General features: G+C 61.1%; 15 protein-coding genes. 2 read left to right on the top strand and 13 right to left on the bottom strand.

From position 1 onward, the window contains the following. Positions 1-39 precede the first annotated feature (39 nt). The 12 genes from ATH90_RS24385 to dksA all read right to left on the bottom strand — a co-directional run bounded on the left by ATH90_RS24385 (position 40) and on the right by dksA (position 15,458). A complete protein-coding gene (locus ATH90_RS24385) occupies positions 40-909 on the bottom strand; it encodes an oxygenase MpaB family protein (protein ID WP_034107057.1) in 870 nt (289 codons plus the stop codon). Positions 910-925: 16 nt separating this feature from the next. Next, positions 926-2,863 carry an acetate--CoA ligase gene (gene acs, locus ATH90_RS24380; protein WP_034107055.1) on the bottom strand — a complete coding sequence of 646 codons (1,938 nt, stop codon included), beginning with the start codon at positions 2,861-2,863 and terminating at the stop codon, positions 926-928. 105 nt (positions 2,864-2,968) lie between these two features. Then, complete coding sequence (gene pgi / locus ATH90_RS24375) at positions 2,969-4,633, bottom strand: glucose-6-phosphate isomerase (RefSeq protein ID WP_034107053.1); 1,665 nt, start codon at positions 4,631-4,633, stop codon at positions 2,969-2,971. A 225-nt stretch (positions 4,634-4,858) separates the two neighbouring features. After that, positions 4,859-5,710, bottom strand: coding sequence for a pantoate--beta-alanine ligase (gene panC / locus ATH90_RS24370; RefSeq protein ID WP_098467379.1), 852 nt, complete (start codon positions 5,708-5,710; stop codon positions 4,859-4,861). Then, the gene (gene panB, locus ATH90_RS24365) at positions 5,707-6,507 is read right to left on the bottom strand and encodes a 3-methyl-2-oxobutanoate hydroxymethyltransferase (protein ID WP_034107049.1); all 801 of its coding nucleotides are present in this window, start codon (positions 6,505-6,507) and stop codon (positions 5,707-5,709) included. The genes panC and panB overlap by 4 nt, the downstream gene beginning before the upstream one ends. Positions 6,508-6,813: 306 nt before the next feature. Continuing rightward, positions 6,814-7,299: a 2-amino-4-hydroxy-6-hydroxymethyldihydropteridine diphosphokinase gene (folK, locus tag ATH90_RS24360; protein WP_034107048.1), complete on the bottom strand. Its 486-nt coding sequence runs from the start codon at positions 7,297-7,299 to the stop codon at positions 6,814-6,816. Positions 7,300-7,301: 2 nt separating this feature from the next. Then, on the bottom strand, positions 7,302-8,705 hold the full coding sequence (locus tag ATH90_RS24355) for a polynucleotide adenylyltransferase PcnB (RefSeq protein WP_034107046.1): 1,404 nt from the start codon (positions 8,703-8,705) through the stop codon (positions 7,302-7,304). Between the two features lie 709 nt (positions 8,706-9,414). Next, positions 9,415-10,845, bottom strand: a complete 1,431-nt coding sequence (locus ATH90_RS24345) for a sigma-54-dependent transcriptional regulator (RefSeq protein WP_034107044.1) — start codon at positions 10,843-10,845, stop codon at positions 9,415-9,417. A gap of 22 nt (positions 10,846-10,867) precedes the next feature. Then, the gene (locus ATH90_RS24340) at positions 10,868-13,822 is read right to left on the bottom strand and encodes a sensor histidine kinase (protein WP_164393777.1); all 2,955 of its coding nucleotides are present in this window, start codon (positions 13,820-13,822) and stop codon (positions 10,868-10,870) included. Further along, on the bottom strand, positions 13,806-13,982 hold the full coding sequence (locus tag ATH90_RS24335; protein ID WP_003176118.1) for a hypothetical protein: 177 nt from the start codon (positions 13,980-13,982) through the stop codon (positions 13,806-13,808). Before ATH90_RS24335 ends, ATH90_RS24340 begins: the two co-directional genes overlap by 17 nt. A gap of 62 nt (positions 13,983-14,044) precedes the next feature. Beyond that, entirely contained in the window at positions 14,045-14,932 is an 888-nt protein-coding gene (gene gluQRS, locus ATH90_RS24330; protein WP_034107040.1) for a tRNA glutamyl-Q(34) synthetase GluQRS, read from the bottom strand. Positions 14,933-15,014: 82 nt separating this feature from the next. Further along, entirely contained in the window at positions 15,015-15,458 is a 444-nt protein-coding gene (gene dksA, locus ATH90_RS24325; protein ID WP_025857127.1) for an RNA polymerase-binding protein DksA, read from the bottom strand. Positions 15,459-15,776: 318 nt separating this feature from the next. Between dksA and ATH90_RS24320 the strand changes: the two genes are divergently transcribed. Then, a complete protein-coding gene (locus tag ATH90_RS24320) occupies positions 15,777-16,949 on the top strand; it encodes a pyridoxal phosphate-dependent aminotransferase (RefSeq protein WP_034107037.1) in 1,173 nt (390 codons plus the stop codon). Continuing rightward, positions 16,949-17,659 (top strand): DNA/RNA nuclease SfsA, encoded by a 711-nt coding sequence (sfsA, locus tag ATH90_RS24315; RefSeq protein ID WP_034107035.1) that lies wholly within the window; start codon positions 16,949-16,951, stop codon positions 17,657-17,659. Before ATH90_RS24320 ends, sfsA begins: the two co-directional genes overlap by 1 nt. Here sfsA and ATH90_RS24310 read toward each other — a convergent pair. Beyond that, positions 17,656-17,973, bottom strand: coding sequence for a Rieske (2Fe-2S) protein (locus ATH90_RS24310; protein ID WP_034107033.1), 318 nt, complete (start codon positions 17,971-17,973; stop codon positions 17,656-17,658). The two genes, sfsA and ATH90_RS24310, sit on opposite strands and share 4 nt — an antisense overlap. Positions 17,974-18,091: the final 118 nt, after the last annotated feature.

Raw genomic sequence — 18,091 nt, 5'->3', positions numbered from 1 at the left:
GAATTGAGGGCGCGAAGTTTAACAGCTATGCGCCGTCGCCTACATCAACCCCATCCGCCGATGGGCACGTTGTACCGAACCGTTGCGCATGGCCCAGCGCAGCATCGGTGCACTGCGTTTGACCCCGGCGCGGATCATCTGGCGTTGCAGCGGGCTCTGGTGCTGTTCGAGCATGGCGCTGGCCCAATCCGGCAGCAGGTCGATGCCGGCCTGCATCATCAACGCGCCCAACGGCTTGGCCAGCAGGCTGGGGGAGGGCGCATTCAGAAGTAAACGCAGCACTTCGCGACTGCGGTCGTCGCACAGCAATTGCGGGCGGATGCGTGCCAGATAATCCGAAATTTCCTGCCGAGAACGCGGCACGTGCCGCGCGCCCAACTGCTCGGCCACCAAGGCAATTTCACTGTAGTAACGGTCCTGGTCTCGACCGGACAGGTGTGGGTTGCGATAGCGCAAGTGCGCGGCCAGGAAGTTACTGACTTCCGCCACATGCACCCAGGTCAGCAGTTCCGGGTCGCTGGCGGCATAAGCCCGACCGTCCGGCGCATGGCCAACCACCTGCAGGTGAATGGTGCGCACTTTTTCGATCAGCCATTCGGCGTCTCTACGCGAGCCGAAGGTGGTGCCGGAGATGAACTGCGAGGTGCGCCGCAAGCGTCCGAGCATGTCCTGGCGAAAATTAGAATGGTCCCACACGCCTGCCAGGGCCAGTGGGTGCAAGGCTTGCAGCATCAAGGCGCTGATGCCGCCGATGAGCATGCTGCTGAAGTCGCCATGGACTTGCCAGCTCACCGAGTCGGGACCGAACAGGCCTGGGTCGCCCTTGGGGTTTTCCAGGTCCAGTTGACCCAGCGACAGGCCGGTCAGGCTCATCAACTGGGTTTCGATACGGCTGCGGATAAATTCCATGGCGACGTGGGGTTTCCTATCGGTTCAGGCGTTTGTCGATCAAGCCTTCGACTACGCTCGGGTCGGCCAGGGTGGAGGTATCACCGAGGCTGTCGAGTTCGTTGCAGGCGATCTTGCGCAAAATCCGGCGCATGATCTTGCCAGAGCGGGTTTTCGGCAAGGCCGGTGCCCATTGAATCAGCTCCGGCTTGGCGAAGCTGCCAATTTCCTTGCTGACCAGCTCCAACAGGTGTTTTTTTAGTGCGTCGCTGGGTTCCACGCCATTCATGGGGGTGACAAACGCATAGATGCCCTGGCCCTTGACGTCATGGGGGTAACCCACCACGGCGGCCTCGGCGACCTGGTCGTGCAGCACCAGGGCGCTTTCTACCTCGGCGGTGCCGATGCGGTGACCGGACACGTTGATCACATCGTCGATGCGCCCAGTGATCCAGTAGTCGCCGTCTTCATCGCGCCGTGCGCCGTCACCGGTGAAGTAGTAGCCGGGGTAGGGTTTGAAGTAGGTGTCGATCATGCGCTGCGGATCGCCGTACACACTGCGGATCTGCCCCGGCCAACTGGCTTTGATCGCCAGCACGCCACTGCCGGCGCCGCTGAATTCCTTGCCGTGTTCATCCAGCAACACGGGCTGTACGCCGAACATCGGCTGGGTGGCGCAGCCAGGCTTGATCCGCTGCGCGCTGACCAAGGGGCTGAGCATGATGCCGCCGGTCTCGGTCTGCCACCAGGTATCCACAATCGGGCAGCGCTGTTCACCTACCGCATTGAAGTACCAGTCCCAGGCTTCCGGGTTGATCGGTTCGCCGACGCTGCCCAGCAGGCGCAGGCTGGCGCGGGAGGTGTTCTCCAGGGGGCCATGGCCTTCGCGCATCAGTGCACGCAAGGCGGTGGGCGCGGTGTAGAAAATGTTGACCTTATGCTTGTCGATCACCTGCCAGAAACGCGAACTGTCTGGGTAGCTCGGCACGCCTTCGAACATCAGCGAAGTCGCGCCATTGGCCAGCGGGCCGTACACGATGTAACTGTGGCCGGTGACCCAGCCCACGTCGGCGGTGCACCAGAACACTTCGCCCTCACGGTAGTCGAGCACGTATTTGAAGGTCATCGCCGCTTGCAGCAGGTAGCCGCCCGTGGTGTGCAACACACCCTTGGGTTTGCCGGTGCTGCCGGAGGTGTAGAGGATGAACAGCGGGTCTTCGGCGTCCATCGGCTCGGGCGGGCAGTTGTCGCTGGCGGCATCCAGGGCTTGTTGATACTGGATGTCGCGGTCTTTCACCCAGTTCAGGTCCGCCCCCGTGCGCGCCACTACCAGCACGGTGCTGACGTTGGGGCAACTGGCCAGGGCCTTGTCGACATTCTGTTTCAGTGCCACCGGCTTGCCGCCGCGTACACCTTCGTCTGCGGTGATGACGGTTCGACAGTCGGCATCGAGAATACGGTCACGCAGGGCGTCCGGCGAGAACCCGCCAAACACTACCGAATGCACGGCGCCAATCCGCGTGCAGGCGAGCATGGCGTAGGCGGCTTCCGGAATCATCGGCATGTAGATGCATACCCGGTCGCCTTTCTTCACGCCACGGCTTTTCAGCACATTGGCCAGGCGGCTGACGTTCTGGTGCAGTTGGCGGTAGGTGATGCGGGAGGACTTTGCCGGATCATCGCCTTCCCAGATGAAGGCCGCCTGATCGGCGCGTTGCGCCAGGTGCCGGTCGATGCAGTTGTAGCTGACGTTCAGTTGGCCGCCGGCGAACCATTGCGCGGCACCGGTGTTGATGTCCGAGCGGTGAACGGTGTGCCAGGGAGTTATCCAGTCGAGAAAGCCTTTGGCTTGTTCAGCCCAGAAGGTCTCTGGCTGCTCGATGGATTGACGGTAGAGGCGCTGATAGTCCTCTTGACTGAGTTGCGCAGCCCGGCGGACGGCATCGGCGGTGGGGAACGTGCTGATATCGAACATGAGCGATCCTTATTCTTGTTTTTGCGACAAGTGATAAAGATGCACCCTGCAGGGGGAGGGTTCAAGGCCAACCTCCAAACGGACGTTGGCCCTGCAATACCTGTATCAGCCGCGGTGACGACCGCGGAAGTAGTTGATCAGGCCCTGGGTCGAAGCATCCTCGGCCGAGGTTTCTTCGGCGCCGGTCAGGCGGTTGTAGACGCCCTTGCCCAGTTCCTTGCCCAACTCCACGCCCCATTGGTCGAAGGCGTTGATGCCCCAGACCACGCTCTGCACGAACACCTTGTGCTCGTACATGGCGACGAGCGCACCCAGGCGGCGCGGGCTGATGCGCTCGACCACGAGGGTGTTGCTCGGACGGTTGCCCGGGATCACCTTGTGCGGTGCCAGCTTTTGCACTTCATCTTCCGGGATGCCTTTGTCGCGCAGCTCGGCTTCAGCTTCGGCGCGGGTCTTGCCGAGCATCAGCGCCTGGCTCTGGGACAGGCAGTTGGCGTACAGCCACTGATGGTGGTCGGACACGGGGTTGAAGCTGACGATCGGCACGATGAAGTCGGCTGGGATCAGTTGGGTCCCCTGGTGCAGCAACTGGTGATAGGCGTGCTGACCGTTGCAACCCACGCCACCCCAGATCACCGGACCGGTATCGGTCGCCACGGGGGTGCCATCCTGGCGCACGCTCTTACCGTTGGATTCCATGTCCAGCTGTTGCAAGTGTTTGGTGATGTTACGCAGGTAGTGGTCGTACGGCAGGATCGCATGGCTCTGCGCACCCCAGAAGTTGCCGTACCACACGCCCAGCAAGCCCAGCAGCACCGGCATGTTGGCTTCGAATGGCGCGTTCTGGAAATGCTGGTCCATGGTGTAGGCACCGGACAGCAGCTCCTTGAAGTTGGACATGCCGATCGCCAGGGCAATTGGCAAACCGATGGCCGACCATAGCGAATAACGACCGCCGACCCAGTCCCACATCGGGAAGATGTTTTCTTCGCGAATACCGAAAGCCACGGCTGCCGCGTTGTTGCTGGACACGGCGATGAAGTGGCGGTACAGCTCGGCTTCCGAGCCACCCTGCGCCAGGTACCAGGCACGGGCGGCCTGGGCGTTTTTCAGGGTTTCCAGAGTGTTGAAAGACTTCGACGAGACGATAAACAGCGTGGTCTCGGCGCGCAGCTTCATGGTCAGCTCGTGGAACTCGCTGCCATCGATGTTCGCCAGGTAGTGGCAGCGCACGCCCTTGTGGGCGTAGGACAACAGCGCTTCGGAGACCAGCTCCGGGCCGAGGAACGAGCCGCCGATACCGATGTTCACCACGTCGGTGATCGGCTTCTCGGTGTAGCCGCGCCACAGGCCGTCGTGGATGCGGCCGACCAGGTCAGTGATCTGGTTCAGCACCTTGTGCACGTCCGGCATGATGTTCACGCCGTTCACCGACAACTTGTCGCCTACCGGACGGCGCAGGGCAGTGTGCAGGGCAGGGCGACCTTCGGAAGAGTTGACCGGCTCGCCGGCGTACAGCGAGTTGATCGCGTCTTTCAGGCCGACTTCATTGGCCAGGCCCACGAGCAGGTCGCGGGTTTCGCTGGTGATCAGGTTTTTCGAGTAATCGAGGAAAAGTCCGCAGCTGCTCAAGGTGAACTGGGAGAAACGCTGAGGATCGGCATTGAACGCTTCGCGCATGCTGAAATCCTGCATGGCTTGGCGATGTTGATTGAGCGCTTGCCAGGCGGGCAGAGCGGTAACGTCATGAGGAGTGCGGTAGTACGCCATCGCTGCGGGTTTCCTTTTATTACGGGGACTGCCTTTAGGACACTTCTAGGCCCGGAACGTCCAGTCTTTCATCAAGTAATGGGTTCCAGACAGCGCTAACCATAGCGCAGGGCGATTACATTAAACCTAGCGAGTCGATATGTCTTGGCTTTGTCTGCGCTCAGGCCGGTACTTTTTTATACCGGCACTTTTAATCTACGCAGCGAGGAGGGCAACGGGGAGGGGTCAGTCGAGGGTCAGATGCAGGTTGTCGATGAGGCGGGTGGCCCCTAGATAGGCGGCTACCAGAATCACGATATCGCGGTCCTCGGGTGTGGCTGGGCGCAAATGCACGCCTTGGCGCACTTCGAGGTAATCCAGGCGCAACCCGGCCGCTTCGATCTGCGACACGTGTTCGGCGCGCAGCCTGGCAAAATCGTGGTCACCGGCTTTGATCGCTGCGCCGATCTGGCTGAGGCTGCGGTACAGCACCGGGGCAATGGCGCGTTGCTCATCGGTGAGGTAGCCGTTGCGCGACGACAGCGCTAGGCCGTCGTCGGCACGCACGGTGGGCTCGCCGATGATCTGGATGGGCATGTTCAAGTCGTGGACCATGGCGCGGATCACCGCCAGTTGCTGGTAATCCTTCTGGCCGAACACAGCGATGTCCGGCTGGACCATGTTGAACAGCTTGCTGACCACCGTCGCCACGCCTTCGAAGTGCCCCGGACGGCTGGCGCCGCACAGGCCTTCAGACAATTGCGGGACGCTGACGCGGGTCTGGCCGGTCATGCCGCCGGGGTACATTTCCTCGACGGTGGGCGCGAACAGCAGGTTACAGCCGGCTTGCAGCAGCTTTTCCTGGTCGGCGGCGAGGGTGCGCGGGTATTTGTCCAGGTCTTCGCCGGCGCCAAACTGCAGCGGGTTGACGAAAATGCTGGCCACCACGAAGTCGGCCTGCTGGGCGGCCTTGGTCACCAGGGTGGAGTGGCCGCTGTGCAGGTTGCCCATGGTGGGCACGAAGCCAATGCGCTTGCCGGCGCTGCGGGCGTGGGTCACGGCAGCGCGTAATTCACGTACGGTTTTTACGGTGTTCATGCAGAGAATCCGTGTTCGGCGCCAGGGAAGGTCACGCCTTTGACTTCAGCGACGTAGGCGCTCAATGCGTCGTGGATACTGGCCTGGCCAGCCATGAAGTTCTTCACGAACTTTGGCACGCGGCCGCTGATCGACAGGCCGAGCATGTCGTGCAACACCAGCACCTGGCCATCGGTGGCGGAACCCGCGCCAATACCGATCACTGGCACTTTCACGGCCTGGGTGATCTCAGCGGCCAACTCGCTCGGTACGCACTCCAGCAGAATCATGGCCGCGCCGGCTTGCTCCAGGGCAATGGCATCAGCACGCATCTGGCGCGCCTGGGCTTCATTGCGGCCTTGTACCTTGTAGCCGCCGAGGATGTTCACCGACTGCGGCGTCAGGCCCATGTGTGCGCAAACCGGCACGCCGCGCTCTGCCAGCAGGCGAATCGACTCGGCGAGCCACACGGCGCCTTCGACTTTGATCATGTGCGCACCGGCTTGCATCAGCTTGCCGGCATTCTGGAAGGTCTGTTCGAGCGTCGCGTAACCCATGAACGGCAGGTCGGCGATGATGAAGGCGCCATCGTTGCCGCGCTTGACGCTGGCGGTGTGGTACGCAAGTTCATCGGTGGTGACGGGCAGGGTGCTGTCATTCCCTTGAAGAACCATGCCCAGGGAGTCGCCCACCAGCAGCACTTCAACCCCGGCCTGGCAACTGGCGTGGGCGAAGGTGGCGTCATAGCAGGTCAGCATGGTGATTTTTTCACCTTTGAGCTTGAGGCTCTGCAAGGTGGTCAGGGTAATGTCTGGCATGAAAAGGGTCCTCGTTCAGGCGCTTGGAAACAGCGAGTAACGCGCGTGAGTCTTCGTTTATACAGGCGCACTGTCTTGAGAGCAGTGCTTATAAGGCCTGGATTGCGCCCTTTAGCGCCGGGTTGGCGGCAGCGGGACGCCTATAGTCGTGAGGAGGACACGGGAAGTCAATTGGATGTGTTACCGCATTGTTACGATGGCGGTGTTACCGCTGTTACTGACGCGATTCAGCAACTTGAGCGCCGTTTTCCAGCGACGGGAGATTGCACTGTGGGAGCAGGCCAGCCCGCGCCCACATCGACCGAGTCAGTCTTGGGGGAGGCGCTCCAGCCCGACAAACGGGCAGTCGGCAAGTAAGTCGCGCAGGGTCTGGCCGTCAGGCAATGACAGGGTGGCGGGCGCCAGTTCCGCCAGCGGGTACAGCACAAACGCGCGCAGATGCATTTGGTAATGGGGCACTTTGAGGCGCGGCTCGTCGATCAGGCGATCGCCAAACAGCAGGATGTCCAGGTCGAGCGTGCGCGGGCCCCAGCGCTCAAGGCGTTCGCGGCCTTGATCGTTCTCGATGGCTTGCAGTGCATCGAGCAGTGCCAGGGGCGCAAGGCTGCTGTCCAAGGCGGCCACCGCATTGGTGTAGCGCGGTTGGCCCGGCAGCAGTGAATCACTTTGATAGAAGGCCGAGACACCGGCGACGGTGGTGCCTGGCAATTGCGCCAGCGCGCCGATAGCACTGCGCAATTGCTGATCCGGGGCAGCCAGGTTGCTGCCCATGCCGATGTAGATGCGTTCCACGTTTATTCGCCCGCAGCGCCCGAGGCGTCAGCAGCGCTGCGCTTGCGCTTGGTGCCACTGCGACGACGCTTCTTCGGCCCAGCGCCGTCGCCGTCGCCCTTGCTGCCGAGGTCGCGGATCATGTCGCGGCGTTCGCTGTCGTTGGCATCCTGGTAGTCGGTCCACCATTCGCCCAGGCCATCGGTCTGCTCGCCTGCGCTTTCACGCAACAGCAGGAAGTCATAGCCGGCGCGGAAGCGCGGGTTGTCCAGGAGCAGGTCGGCACGTTTGCCGCTGCGGCGCGGCAAGCGTTCCTGCATGTCCCAGATCTCGCGGATCGGCAGGGTGAAGCGTTTCGGAATGGCGATGCGCTGACACTGCTCGGCGATCAACTCATGCGCGGCTTCCTGCATGGCCGGGATTGGCGGCATGCCACGCTCTTGCAGGCGCAGGACGCGTTTTGGCAGGGCTGGCCACAACAGGGCGGCAAACAGGAACGCCGGGGTAACCGGCTTGTTCTGCTTGATGCGCAGGTCGGTGTTGATCAGCGCTTCGCTGATCAGGGTGTGGGTGTACGTCGGGTTGTATTCCAATGCCTCGGCGCTGGCCGGGAACAGCGGATCGAATAACTGCAGGTCCACCAGCATTTCGAAGGTGTCGGCGGCGTAGCCCGAGAGGAACAGCTTGAGCACTTCTTCGAACAGGCGTGCCGAAGGGATCTCACGCAGCATCGGCGCCAGGTCGCGAATCGGCGCGGCAGTGTGTTTCTCGATGCCAAAGTTCAGCTTGGCAGCGAAACGCACGGCCCGCAGCATGCGCACCGGGTCTTCCTGATAGCGCTGGACCGGGTCGCCGATCAGGCGGATCAGGTTGTTGCGAATATCGTGTACGCCATTGGCGTAATCGAGGATGCGCTCGCTGACAGGGTCGTAATACAGGGCGTTGATGGTGAAGTCGCGGCGCTGCGCATCTTCTTCAAGGGTGCCGTAGACGTTGTCGCGCAAAATGCGCCCGCTCTCGTTGCGGGAGGACTGGTTGGTGTCTTCCTCTTCGTCGTTTTGCGGGTGGCCTGCTCGGAACGTCGCGACTTCGATGATTTCGCGACCGAAGTGGATATGCACCAACTTGAAGCGCCGACCGATGATCCGCGCGTTGCGGAATTCAGCACGTACCTGCTCAGGTGTGGCGCTGGTGGCGACGTCGAAGTCCTTGGGCGTGATATTGAGCAACATGTCGCGTACGCACCCGCCCACCAGGTAAGCCTGGTAGCCGGCGTTCTGCAACCGTTCGACGATGTTCACTGCATAACGGCTGAATTGAGCACGTTGCAGCGAATGCTGGCTGCTGTTGAGCACTTCAGGCGTGCTGCGTTTGTGTTGCGTACGACGCAAGGGAGAACGGAATGACTGGAACAACTTCTTCAGCATGGGATGCACTGTTTGAAGGAATGTTCGGCCATAACGAAGAATGACCGCATGATGGGCCGGGATTCTAGCATTTAGTCAGGGGATGGTGTAGGAACAAGCTACAGGCATTGCGCCATAAGCCTTTGCGGTGAATCACGAAAGCCAAATCCCGGAAACTACAAGGGGAGCCGAAGCTCCCCCAGAAGTAGTTGCGTGCTCTATTTTTATTATTGATTTCGGGCTTCTTGTTTTTGTTGATCGCCCTCGCCATGAAGCTTGACCTTCATGACACTCCCAATCGGGAGTCAAGAGCAAACGGATTGCTTTGGTCGCTGTGTTGCTGATCTACGATCCAACCAGTTCAGGCTCTGCCTTAGGGCAGTTTTTGTTGTTCTCGGCCTGGTTGCGGGGCAAGCCCCAAATGCAACGCCTCTCCAAAAGAATCAGTTAGCTGCGCCTCCGCCGTGTTGTTTTTGTTATGCGTGAGTCGATTCGTCTTATTTTTATTGTCTTGTACAAAGCTTGTTATTGTTTTTGTACTAAGCATATAGCAGGGTGCGTGCCAACTTTTGCACCGCCCAGTAAAAACGGGGGTTTCAGGTGGTTTCGGGCTTTTGACGGATCAAAAAAAGCCGGGGCTTCGTTACCGTAAGCCCCGGCTTTTGTTACGCGAAATATCCGCGGTAACAGTTTTTTCACATCGGTGGGTGTTACCTGTGGGGGCGAACCCTCAACTCTCGCTCGCCACACCGGTCTTGCGCCGAGGAATGCCCAGGCGCTGGCGGCGTTCCCACAGGCACTTACGGCTCACGCCCAGCTTGCGCGCCAGTTCGGTCTCAGTCATATGGTCCTGATGCTCAAGGACAAAATGCTGGAAGTAATCTTCCAGTGACAGATCTTCCGTCGGCTCATGGCTGGTATTGCTACCGCCGCCTTGTTGAGGGGCCAGGCCGATGAAGTCGTCATCCTCCAGGTCACTGAGCTCGATATCGATTCCAAGCAGTTCGGCGGAAATTTCCGGGCTTTCGGACAGGATCACGGCGCGCTCGACCGCGTTTTCCAGCTCCCGCACGTTACCCGGCCACGAGTAATGCCGAATGGCCTGCTCGGCGTCCGGCGCGAACTTCAGGTCGGTACGGTTGATGCGCGCGCTCTGGCGCAACAGGAATGCGCTGGCGATTTCGTTGACGTCGGCGCCACGCTCGCGCAGGGCCGGCAGTTTGAGCGCGATCACGTGCAGGCGGTAATACAAATCCTCACGGAACTGGCCGATCTTGGCCAGGCTCTTGAGGTCTCGGTGAGTCGCCGCGATCAGGCGCACATCAACCTTTTGCGATTGCACCGAGCCCACGCGGCGAATCTCACCTTCCTGAAGCACGCGCAGCAAGCGCGCCTGGGCTTCCAGGGGCAGCTCGCCGATTTCATCGAGGAACAACGTGCCGCCGTCCGCTGCCTCCACCAGGCCCGCACGCCCGGCGCTGGCGCCGGTGAACGCGCCCTTCTCGTGGCCGAACAGTTCGGACTCGATCAGGGATTCGGGGATCGCCGCACAGTTCACCGAGATCATCGGCGCCTTGGCACGCTTGGACAGGTTGTGCAGGGCGCGCGCCACCAGTTCTTTACCGGTGCCTGACTCGCCCTGGATCAATACATTGGAGTCGGTGGGCGCGACTTTGCGGATCTTGCTGTACAGGTCCTGCATCGGTGGGCAGGAGCCGATGATGCCGATCTCACCGTTGCTGTTGTCGACGCCGGGCTTGTCGGCCGTTTTCCCTGCAGGACGTTGCTCGGCAGGCGCGCTGCTGGCCGACTGACGGTCACGCAGGATACGGGCTACCGCCTGAAGCATCTCGTCATGGTCGAAAGGCTTGGCGATGTAGTCCACCGCGCCCATCTTCATGGAGTCCACTGCCGAACGCAGGCTGGCATAGCTGGTCATGATCAGCACCGGGGTGCCCTGGCCAAGCTTGATCAACTCGGTGCCAGGCGCGCCAGGCAGGCGCAGGTCACTGACAATCAGGTCGAACGTGGGAATGCTGAAACGCTCCTGGGCTTCCTGCACCGAGCCGGCTTCGCTGACCTGGTACTGATTTCGTTCAAGCAGGCGACGCAAGGCAGAGCGGATAATGGTTTCGTCTTCGACGATCAAAATGTGCGGCATTGATTCAATTCTCTCGACGGTCTCAGTTCACAGCGGACGTCGCTTCGACATGACGCGGCAAGGTCACCCGAATACGGGTGCCGCGTTGGCTTTCGGTGTCAGCCGGGCTGTCGATGGTGATTTGTCCATAATGCTCTTCAACGATGGAATAGACCAGTGCAAGGCCCAGACCGGTACCTTCACCTGGGTCCTTGGTGGTGAAGAAGGGTTCGAACAATCGGTCCATGATGTTCTGTGGAATACCGCTACCTTCATCTTCGACGATCAGATCGACCGTATGTTCGAAAGCCTCGGTCTTGACGCGTACCGCGCCGCCGGCAGGCGTTGCGTCACGGGCGTTGGACAGCAGGTTGATCAGCACTTGGGCCAGGCGCTGTGAGTCGCCATCGACCCAATGGTCGGGGTCGCACAAGTTGAAGAACTGTACTTCGAAATTGCGCCGGTTCAAGGCCAGCAGCCCGATGGCATCCTGTGCCACTTCGGCCAGGCACACGGCTTCGTCCTGGTTCTGATGGGCCCCCGCGTGGGCAAAGCTCATCAGCGACTGCACGATGCGTGACACACGCTTGGTCTGTTCGAGGATCTGCCCGCTGATCTCGGTAATCTCGCCGTCTTCTTCACGTTCTTCCCGCAGGTTCTGCGCCAGGCAGGCGATGCCGGTGATCGGATTGCCGATTTCATGCGCCACGCCCGCCGCCAGTCGCCCAATACTGGCCAGGCGCTCGGAATGTACCAGCTTGTCTTCGAGCATCTGGGTCTCGGTCAGGTCTTCCACCAGCAGCACCAGGCCGCTGTTACCGGGCGCCAGGGGCTCGTCGATGGCGGCCTTGTGCAGGTTGAGCCAGCGGGTTTGGCCGTCGAGGGCCAAGTGTTGCTTGTGCAAGTGCTCGTCGGGCAAGTTGATAAAGCCTTGCAGCAATTCTTTCCAGGGATCGCCCAGGGTGTTGAGACGTGAACCGACCACGCGCTGCGCCGCGATACCGGTCAGCTCTTCCATGGCCTTGTTCCACATCAGAATCTCTTGATCCTTGGCCAGGGAACACACCCCCATTGGCAACTCCTGCAGGGTTTGGCGGTGGTAGCGGCGCAGGGCATCGAGTTCGGCGGCGAGGCCGGTGAGGCGTGAGTGGTAATCCTCTAGCCGGCTCTCGATGAAATGGATGTCTTCGGTCACGTAGTTTTCGCCGCCGGCCTTGTAGGGCAGGAAGGTTTCCACCATGTCCTGGGACACGCTCGGCCCCATCAAGCCGGACAGGTTGGCTTCGATACGGTCACGCAGGCGGCGCAATGCATACGGGCGCCGCTCATCGAATGGCAGGTAGAGGTCGCGCAGCGCCTGTTCAACTTCCTTTTGCGCGGCTTTGGCGCCCAGAGGCTTGGCCAGTTGCGTGGCGAACTCCTGGGGCGAGGCGGCATGCAGCTCACGGCGTTGCGGGCGCCGCACATTATCCACGGCGCACGCTTCGGCGGCGCTGGTTTCCTCCGGGCTGGCGTTGGTGAACAGCGAGATCAGCGTGAACATCAAGACGTTGGCGGCCAATGACGCAATGGCCGCCATGTGCCAACTGGTGTCATCCAGCACGTAGATCATGTTCAACAGCGGGATGTAGAAGCCCTGCAAATTGCCGACCAGCGGCAGCAGCATGGTGACGATCCACACCAGGATCCCTGCCAGCAACCCGGCGATGAAACCACGGCGATTGGCGGTCGGCCAGTACAGTACCGACAGCACGCCCGGCAGGAACTGCAAGGTGGCGACAAACGCGACGATACCCAGGTTGGCCAAGTCCTGCCCGGCGCCCAGCAACAGGTAGAACCCGTAGCCTGCCATGATGATGGCGACGATCAGCGCGCGGCGTGTCCATTTCAGCCAGCGGTAGATATTGCCCTCGGCCGGCGGCTGGTACAGCGGCAAGACCAGGTGGTTGAGCGCCATCCCCGAAAGCGCCAGGGTGGTGACGATGATCAACCCGCTGGCGGCCGACAACCCGCCGACATACGCCAGCAGCGCCAAGGCCGGGCTATTGGCGGCAATGCCGATGCCGAGGGTGAAGTATTCAGGGTTGGTGGTAGCACCCAGTTTCAAGCCTGCCCACAGGATCAGCGGCACCGCCAGGCTCATCAACAACAGGAACAGCGGTAAACCCCAGCTGGCGCTGACCAGCGAGCGTGGGTTGAGGTTCTCGGTGAAGGTCATGTGGTACATGTGCGGCATCACGATCGCCGAGGCGAAGAACACCAGCAGCAGTGTGCGCCACGGGCCTTCCTGCAACGGCGTGTGCAGGGCGGCGAGGGCGGTCTGGTTTTGCAGCAGCCACAGTTCCAGCTGTTGCGGGCCATCGAACACGCCGTAAAGCGCATAAAGGCCGACGCCGCCGATGGCGATCAGCTTGATCACCGACTCGAAGGCAATCGCAAACACCAGGCCTTCGTGCTTCTCACGGGTGGCGATATGGCGTGAGCCGAAGAAAATCGTGAACAGGGTGATCAGTGCGCAGAAGGCCAGGGCTACCCGATGTTGCACCGGCTCGCGGGTCAGGATGCTGATGGAGTCGGCCACGGCCTGGATCTGCAGGGCCAGCAACGGCAACACACCGATCAGCATGAAGATGGTGGTCAGCGCGCCGGCCCAGGTGCTGCGAAAGCGGAAGGCAAACAGGTCGGCGAGGGAAGACAGCTGGTAGGTACGCGTGATCTTCAGGATCGGGTACAACAGCACCGGCGCCAGCAGGAATGCGCCGGACACCCCGAGGTAACTGGACAGAAAGCCATAACCGTACTGGTAGGCCAGGCCCACCGTGCCGTAGAACGCCCAGGCGCTGGCGTACACGCCCAGGGACAATGTGTAGGTCAACGGATGGCGAATGATCGCCCGCGGAATCATTCCGCGCTCACTGATCCAGGCCACCCCGAACAGCGCGGCCAGGTAGGCGGCGCTGATCAGCAGCATCTGGGTGAGGCTAAAGCTCATCGGCATCTTTTTGGCTCTGCAGGATGAAAGTCACGACGATCAGGATCAACCACAGCAGATAAGGGCGATACCAGGCGCCCGTGGCGTCGATCCACCAATCCATGATGGCGGGGGAAAACAGGTAGATCCCGACGACCAGCAGCAGGACCAATCGATAGATGTACATGTTGGCCTCTGATTGAAAAACTGCGGCGATGGTAACGGATGCCGGGCAAGCTGCAAGCGCCTTCAGCTCAATTGCGCTTCGGCCAGTGTAAGTGTGCGCGGGATCTTGGTGGCGTCCCAATGCTGGATGCCCCAATCCAGCAGTTCCCGTGGGCTGGCGTGCAGCAGTTCGTCGCCAGGTTGCTGGCCGAGGGCGCGCAGCGCTCTCAATAGCAAAGGCGTGGCCTGGTCGGGTGTCAACGGCGGGGAACGGTAGGATTTGCCCAGCTTGTTGCCGTCCGGCTGGATGATCAGCGGCACATGCAGGTAGCGCGGTTGACGCAGGCCCAGCAGTTCTTGCAGATAGAGCTGGCGTGGCGTGGAGTCGAGCAGGTCGGCACCGCGCACGATGTCGGTGACGCCTTGCCAGGCATCGTCGAGCACCACGGCCAGTTGATAGGCGTAGAGGCCGTCGCGGCGACGGATGATGAAATCGCCTACATCACGACCCAGGTGCTGTCGGAATTCGCCCTGCACTCGGTCGGTGAAATGGTATTCCAGCTCAGGGACACGCAGGCGAATAGCTGCGTCTTGCTGGTCATGCCCAACGTTGCGGCACAGCCCCGGATAGATCCCGTTGTAAGGCTCCAGCTGTTTGCGCGAGCAGGTGCAGGCGTAGGCCAGGCCGTGGTTGAACATGTCGTTGAGCACTTTTGCGTAGGCTTCATGCCGCTCACTTTGTCGGACACATTCACCGTCCCACTCGAAGCCGTAGCTCTCCAGGGCGTGCAGGATCGCCGCCTGGGCACCGGGCTCTTCGCGGGGTGGGTCGAGGTCTTCCATGCGCATCAGCCAGCGGCCTTGATTGGCGCGGGCGTCGAGGTAGGAGGCGAGGGCGGCGACCAGGGAGCCGAAATGCAAATGGCCGCTGGGTGTGGGGGCGAAACGCCCGATATAGGTAGAGGCTGTCATGGGCCGGATACTACTGGAAATTCGGTAAACCCCAGAAACAAAAATGGGGCGTTCGCACGCCCCATTCATTCAACTCGGCCGATTACTTGCCGACTTGTTTTTCCTTGATTTCAGCCAAGGTCTTGCAGTCTACACAGAGGTCCGCGGTTGGGCGGGCTTCCAGGCGACGGATACCGATCTCGACACCGCAGGATTCGCACCAGCCGTATTCCTCGTCCTTGATCAGTTGCAGCGTCTTGTCGATCTTCTTGATCAACTTGCGCTCGCGATCACGGGCGCGCAGTTCAAGGGCGAATTCTTCTTCCTGGCTCGCACGGTCGGCCGGATCAGGGAAGTTGGCTGCTTCGTCCTTCATATGGTCAACCGTACGGTCGACCTCCTGCATCAAGTCTTGTTTCCACTTGTTCAGGATCTTGGTGAAGTGCTCGCGCATGGGCTCGCCCATGTACTCCTCACCTTTCTTCTCTACGTAAGGTTCGAAGCCGTTGAGGCCTTGAGTCTGCTGTTGCTTTGCTTGGGTGGACATGAATAGACCGCCTCTCACTCTTCTAATCCATTGCGCAGGATTGCAACGTCACCGACACCTGCCGGCCCTGCGGCTGCAAGCGGGCGAACTTACCAGATAGATTCGGGGTGCGCCACTCCCGGTTGTCGAGGCCCATCGCCAAGGGTTGCAAACTGCCGCAGCCCGCCATGACTGGGTATGGTTCGCCTCGAATGTTGATTTTAGTCGTTTTGCAGGCGCCTGCCCGGCTGGCACATGCCGTCGGGCAGGCAATAGAACATGTTTTACGGCGCGGGTTCGGTAGAATCCAACTTTTGTCCTCACCGTTAAGGAAGGCTAATGGCTCAGCCCTACAGTGCGCGCAGTCGCGCCATCGAACCTTTCCATGTCATGGCATTGCTGGCGCGTGCCAATGAGCTGCAGGCTGCCGGCCATGACGTGATCCACCTGGAAATCGGCGAGCCGGATTTCACCACCGCCGAACCCATCATCCAGGCTGGCCAGGCCGCGTTGGCCAACGGCAAGACCCGCTACACCGCGGCCCGTGGCCTGCCGGAATTGCGCGCGGCCATCAGCGGTTTCTACCAGCAGCGCTACGGGTTGAACGTCGACCCCGAGCGCATCCTGATCACACCCGGTGGCTCCGGTGCGTTGTTGCTCGCCAGCAGCCTGCTGGTGGACCCGGGCAAGCATTGGCTACTCGCCGATCCCGGCTACCCGTGTAATCGCCATTTCCTTCGGTTGGTGGAGGGCGCGGCCCAGTTGGTGCCGGTCGGCCCCGAGGTGCGCTATCAGCTGACCGCCGACCTGGTGGCCAAGCATTGGGACCAGGACAGTGTCGGCGCGTTGGTAGCGTCGCCGGCCAACCCGACCGGGACGATCCTTACGCGTGACGAACTGGCCGGCCTTTCTGCCGCGATCAAGGCGCGCAACGGCCACCTCGTGGTGGACGAGATCTACCATGGCCTCACCTACGGCACCGACGCAGCCAGCGTGCTGGAAGTCGATGACGAGGCTTTTGTTCTGAATAGTTTTTCTAAGTATTTCGGCATGACCGGCTGGCGCCTGGGTTGGTTGGTGGCACCGCCGGCGGCAGTGGGCGAGCTGGAAAAATTGGCGCAAAACCTCTACATCAGCGCGCCAAGCATGGCCCAGCACGCGGCGCTGGCCTGTTTCACCCCGCAAACCCTGAGCATTCTGGAGGACCGCCGGGCCGAATTCGGCCGGCGTCGCGACTTCCTGCTGCCGGCCTTGCGCGAGTTGGGGTTTGGCATAGCGGTCGAGCCGGAAGGTGCGTTCTATTTGTATGCTGATATCAGCGCGTTCGGCGGTGATGCCTTCACATTCTGTCGTCACTTCCTCGAGACCGAGCATGTGGCCTTCACCCCCGGCCTTGATTTCGGCCGCTTCAAAGCCGGTCATCATGTGCGCTTTGCCTACACACAAAACCTCGATCGGCTGCAGGAGGCGGTGGAGCGCATCGCCCGTGGCTTGCGGAGCTGGCAAGGCTGATGCGTTTTAATCCTCCCCTCGAAGAAGCGCGGCTGATCCGCCGCTATAAGCGTTTTCTCACCGATATCGAAACCGTTACCGGTGAGTTACTTACCATCCACTGCCCCAACACCGGTTCGATGCTCAATTGCATGGTGGAAGGCGGCCAGGTCTGGTTCAGCCGTTCCAATGACCCCAAGCGCAAGTTGCCGGGCACTTGGGAAATCGCCGAGACGCCCCAGGGCCGTTTGGCCTGTGTGAACACAGCACGTGCCAATCAGTTGGTCGAGGAGGCGCTGAACGCGGGGATCATTACCGAACTCAACGGCTTTACCGCGTTGAAGCGCGAAGTGCCCTACGGCCAGGAGAAAAGCCGCATCGACTTTCGTTTGGACTATCCCGACGGCTCGGCTTACGTCGAGGTCAAGAGTGTGACCCTGGGCTTTGATGGCTCTGCGGTGGCGGCCTTCCCCGATGCGGTGACCCAACGTGGCGCCAAGCACTTGCGCGAGCTGGCCTATCTGGCGCGGGAGGGTGTGCGTGCGGTGCAGTTGTACTGCGTCAATCTCTCGGGCATTGATGCCGTGCGCCCGGCGGTGGAGATCGATGCGGGCTATGCTGCTGCCCTGCGCGAAGCCAAGGCGGCGGGGGTAGAGGTGCTGGCATATGGCGTGCGGATCACACCCGAGGAAATCTGCGTGGACCGGCGGCTGGCCGTGCTGCTCGACTAGAGCTCAACCCACAGGCCCTGGGCGTCTTCGCGGCCGGGCAGGGCGGTAAGGCTTTGGCCGGCACATGGGCCGGCGATGCACTCACCGCTCTCGATCAGGAACAGCGCGCCGTGGGTGGCGCACTGGATCAGGCTGGCGCTGGTGTCGAGAAACTGGTCGGGTTGCCATTCCAGTGGAATGCCACGATGGGGGCAGCGGTTGATGTAGAAGTACGCAACACCGTCCCGGCGCACGGCCAGCAGCTTGCAGCCGTCGATATCAAAACCGAGGCTGCTGTTGGGCGCGAGGGTGTCGGAGGAGCAGAGAAACTTCATTTCAATCCTTTAAGTGCCTTGACGTTCAAATGCAAACAATTATCAAATGCAGGCTTCGCCCGTCAGCTGACCGGGTGCTCAATACGATGCCAGCCGGGCGTTCCCTGTCACATCGATG

Source organism: Pseudomonas lurida (genome assembly GCF_002563895.1).
Taxonomy (GTDB): Bacteria; Pseudomonadota; Gammaproteobacteria; order Pseudomonadales; family Pseudomonadaceae; genus Aquipseudomonas; species Aquipseudomonas lurida.
The sequence above is the reverse complement of the archived record's forward strand: the minus strand, read 5'-3'. Positions and strand labels throughout refer to the sequence as shown.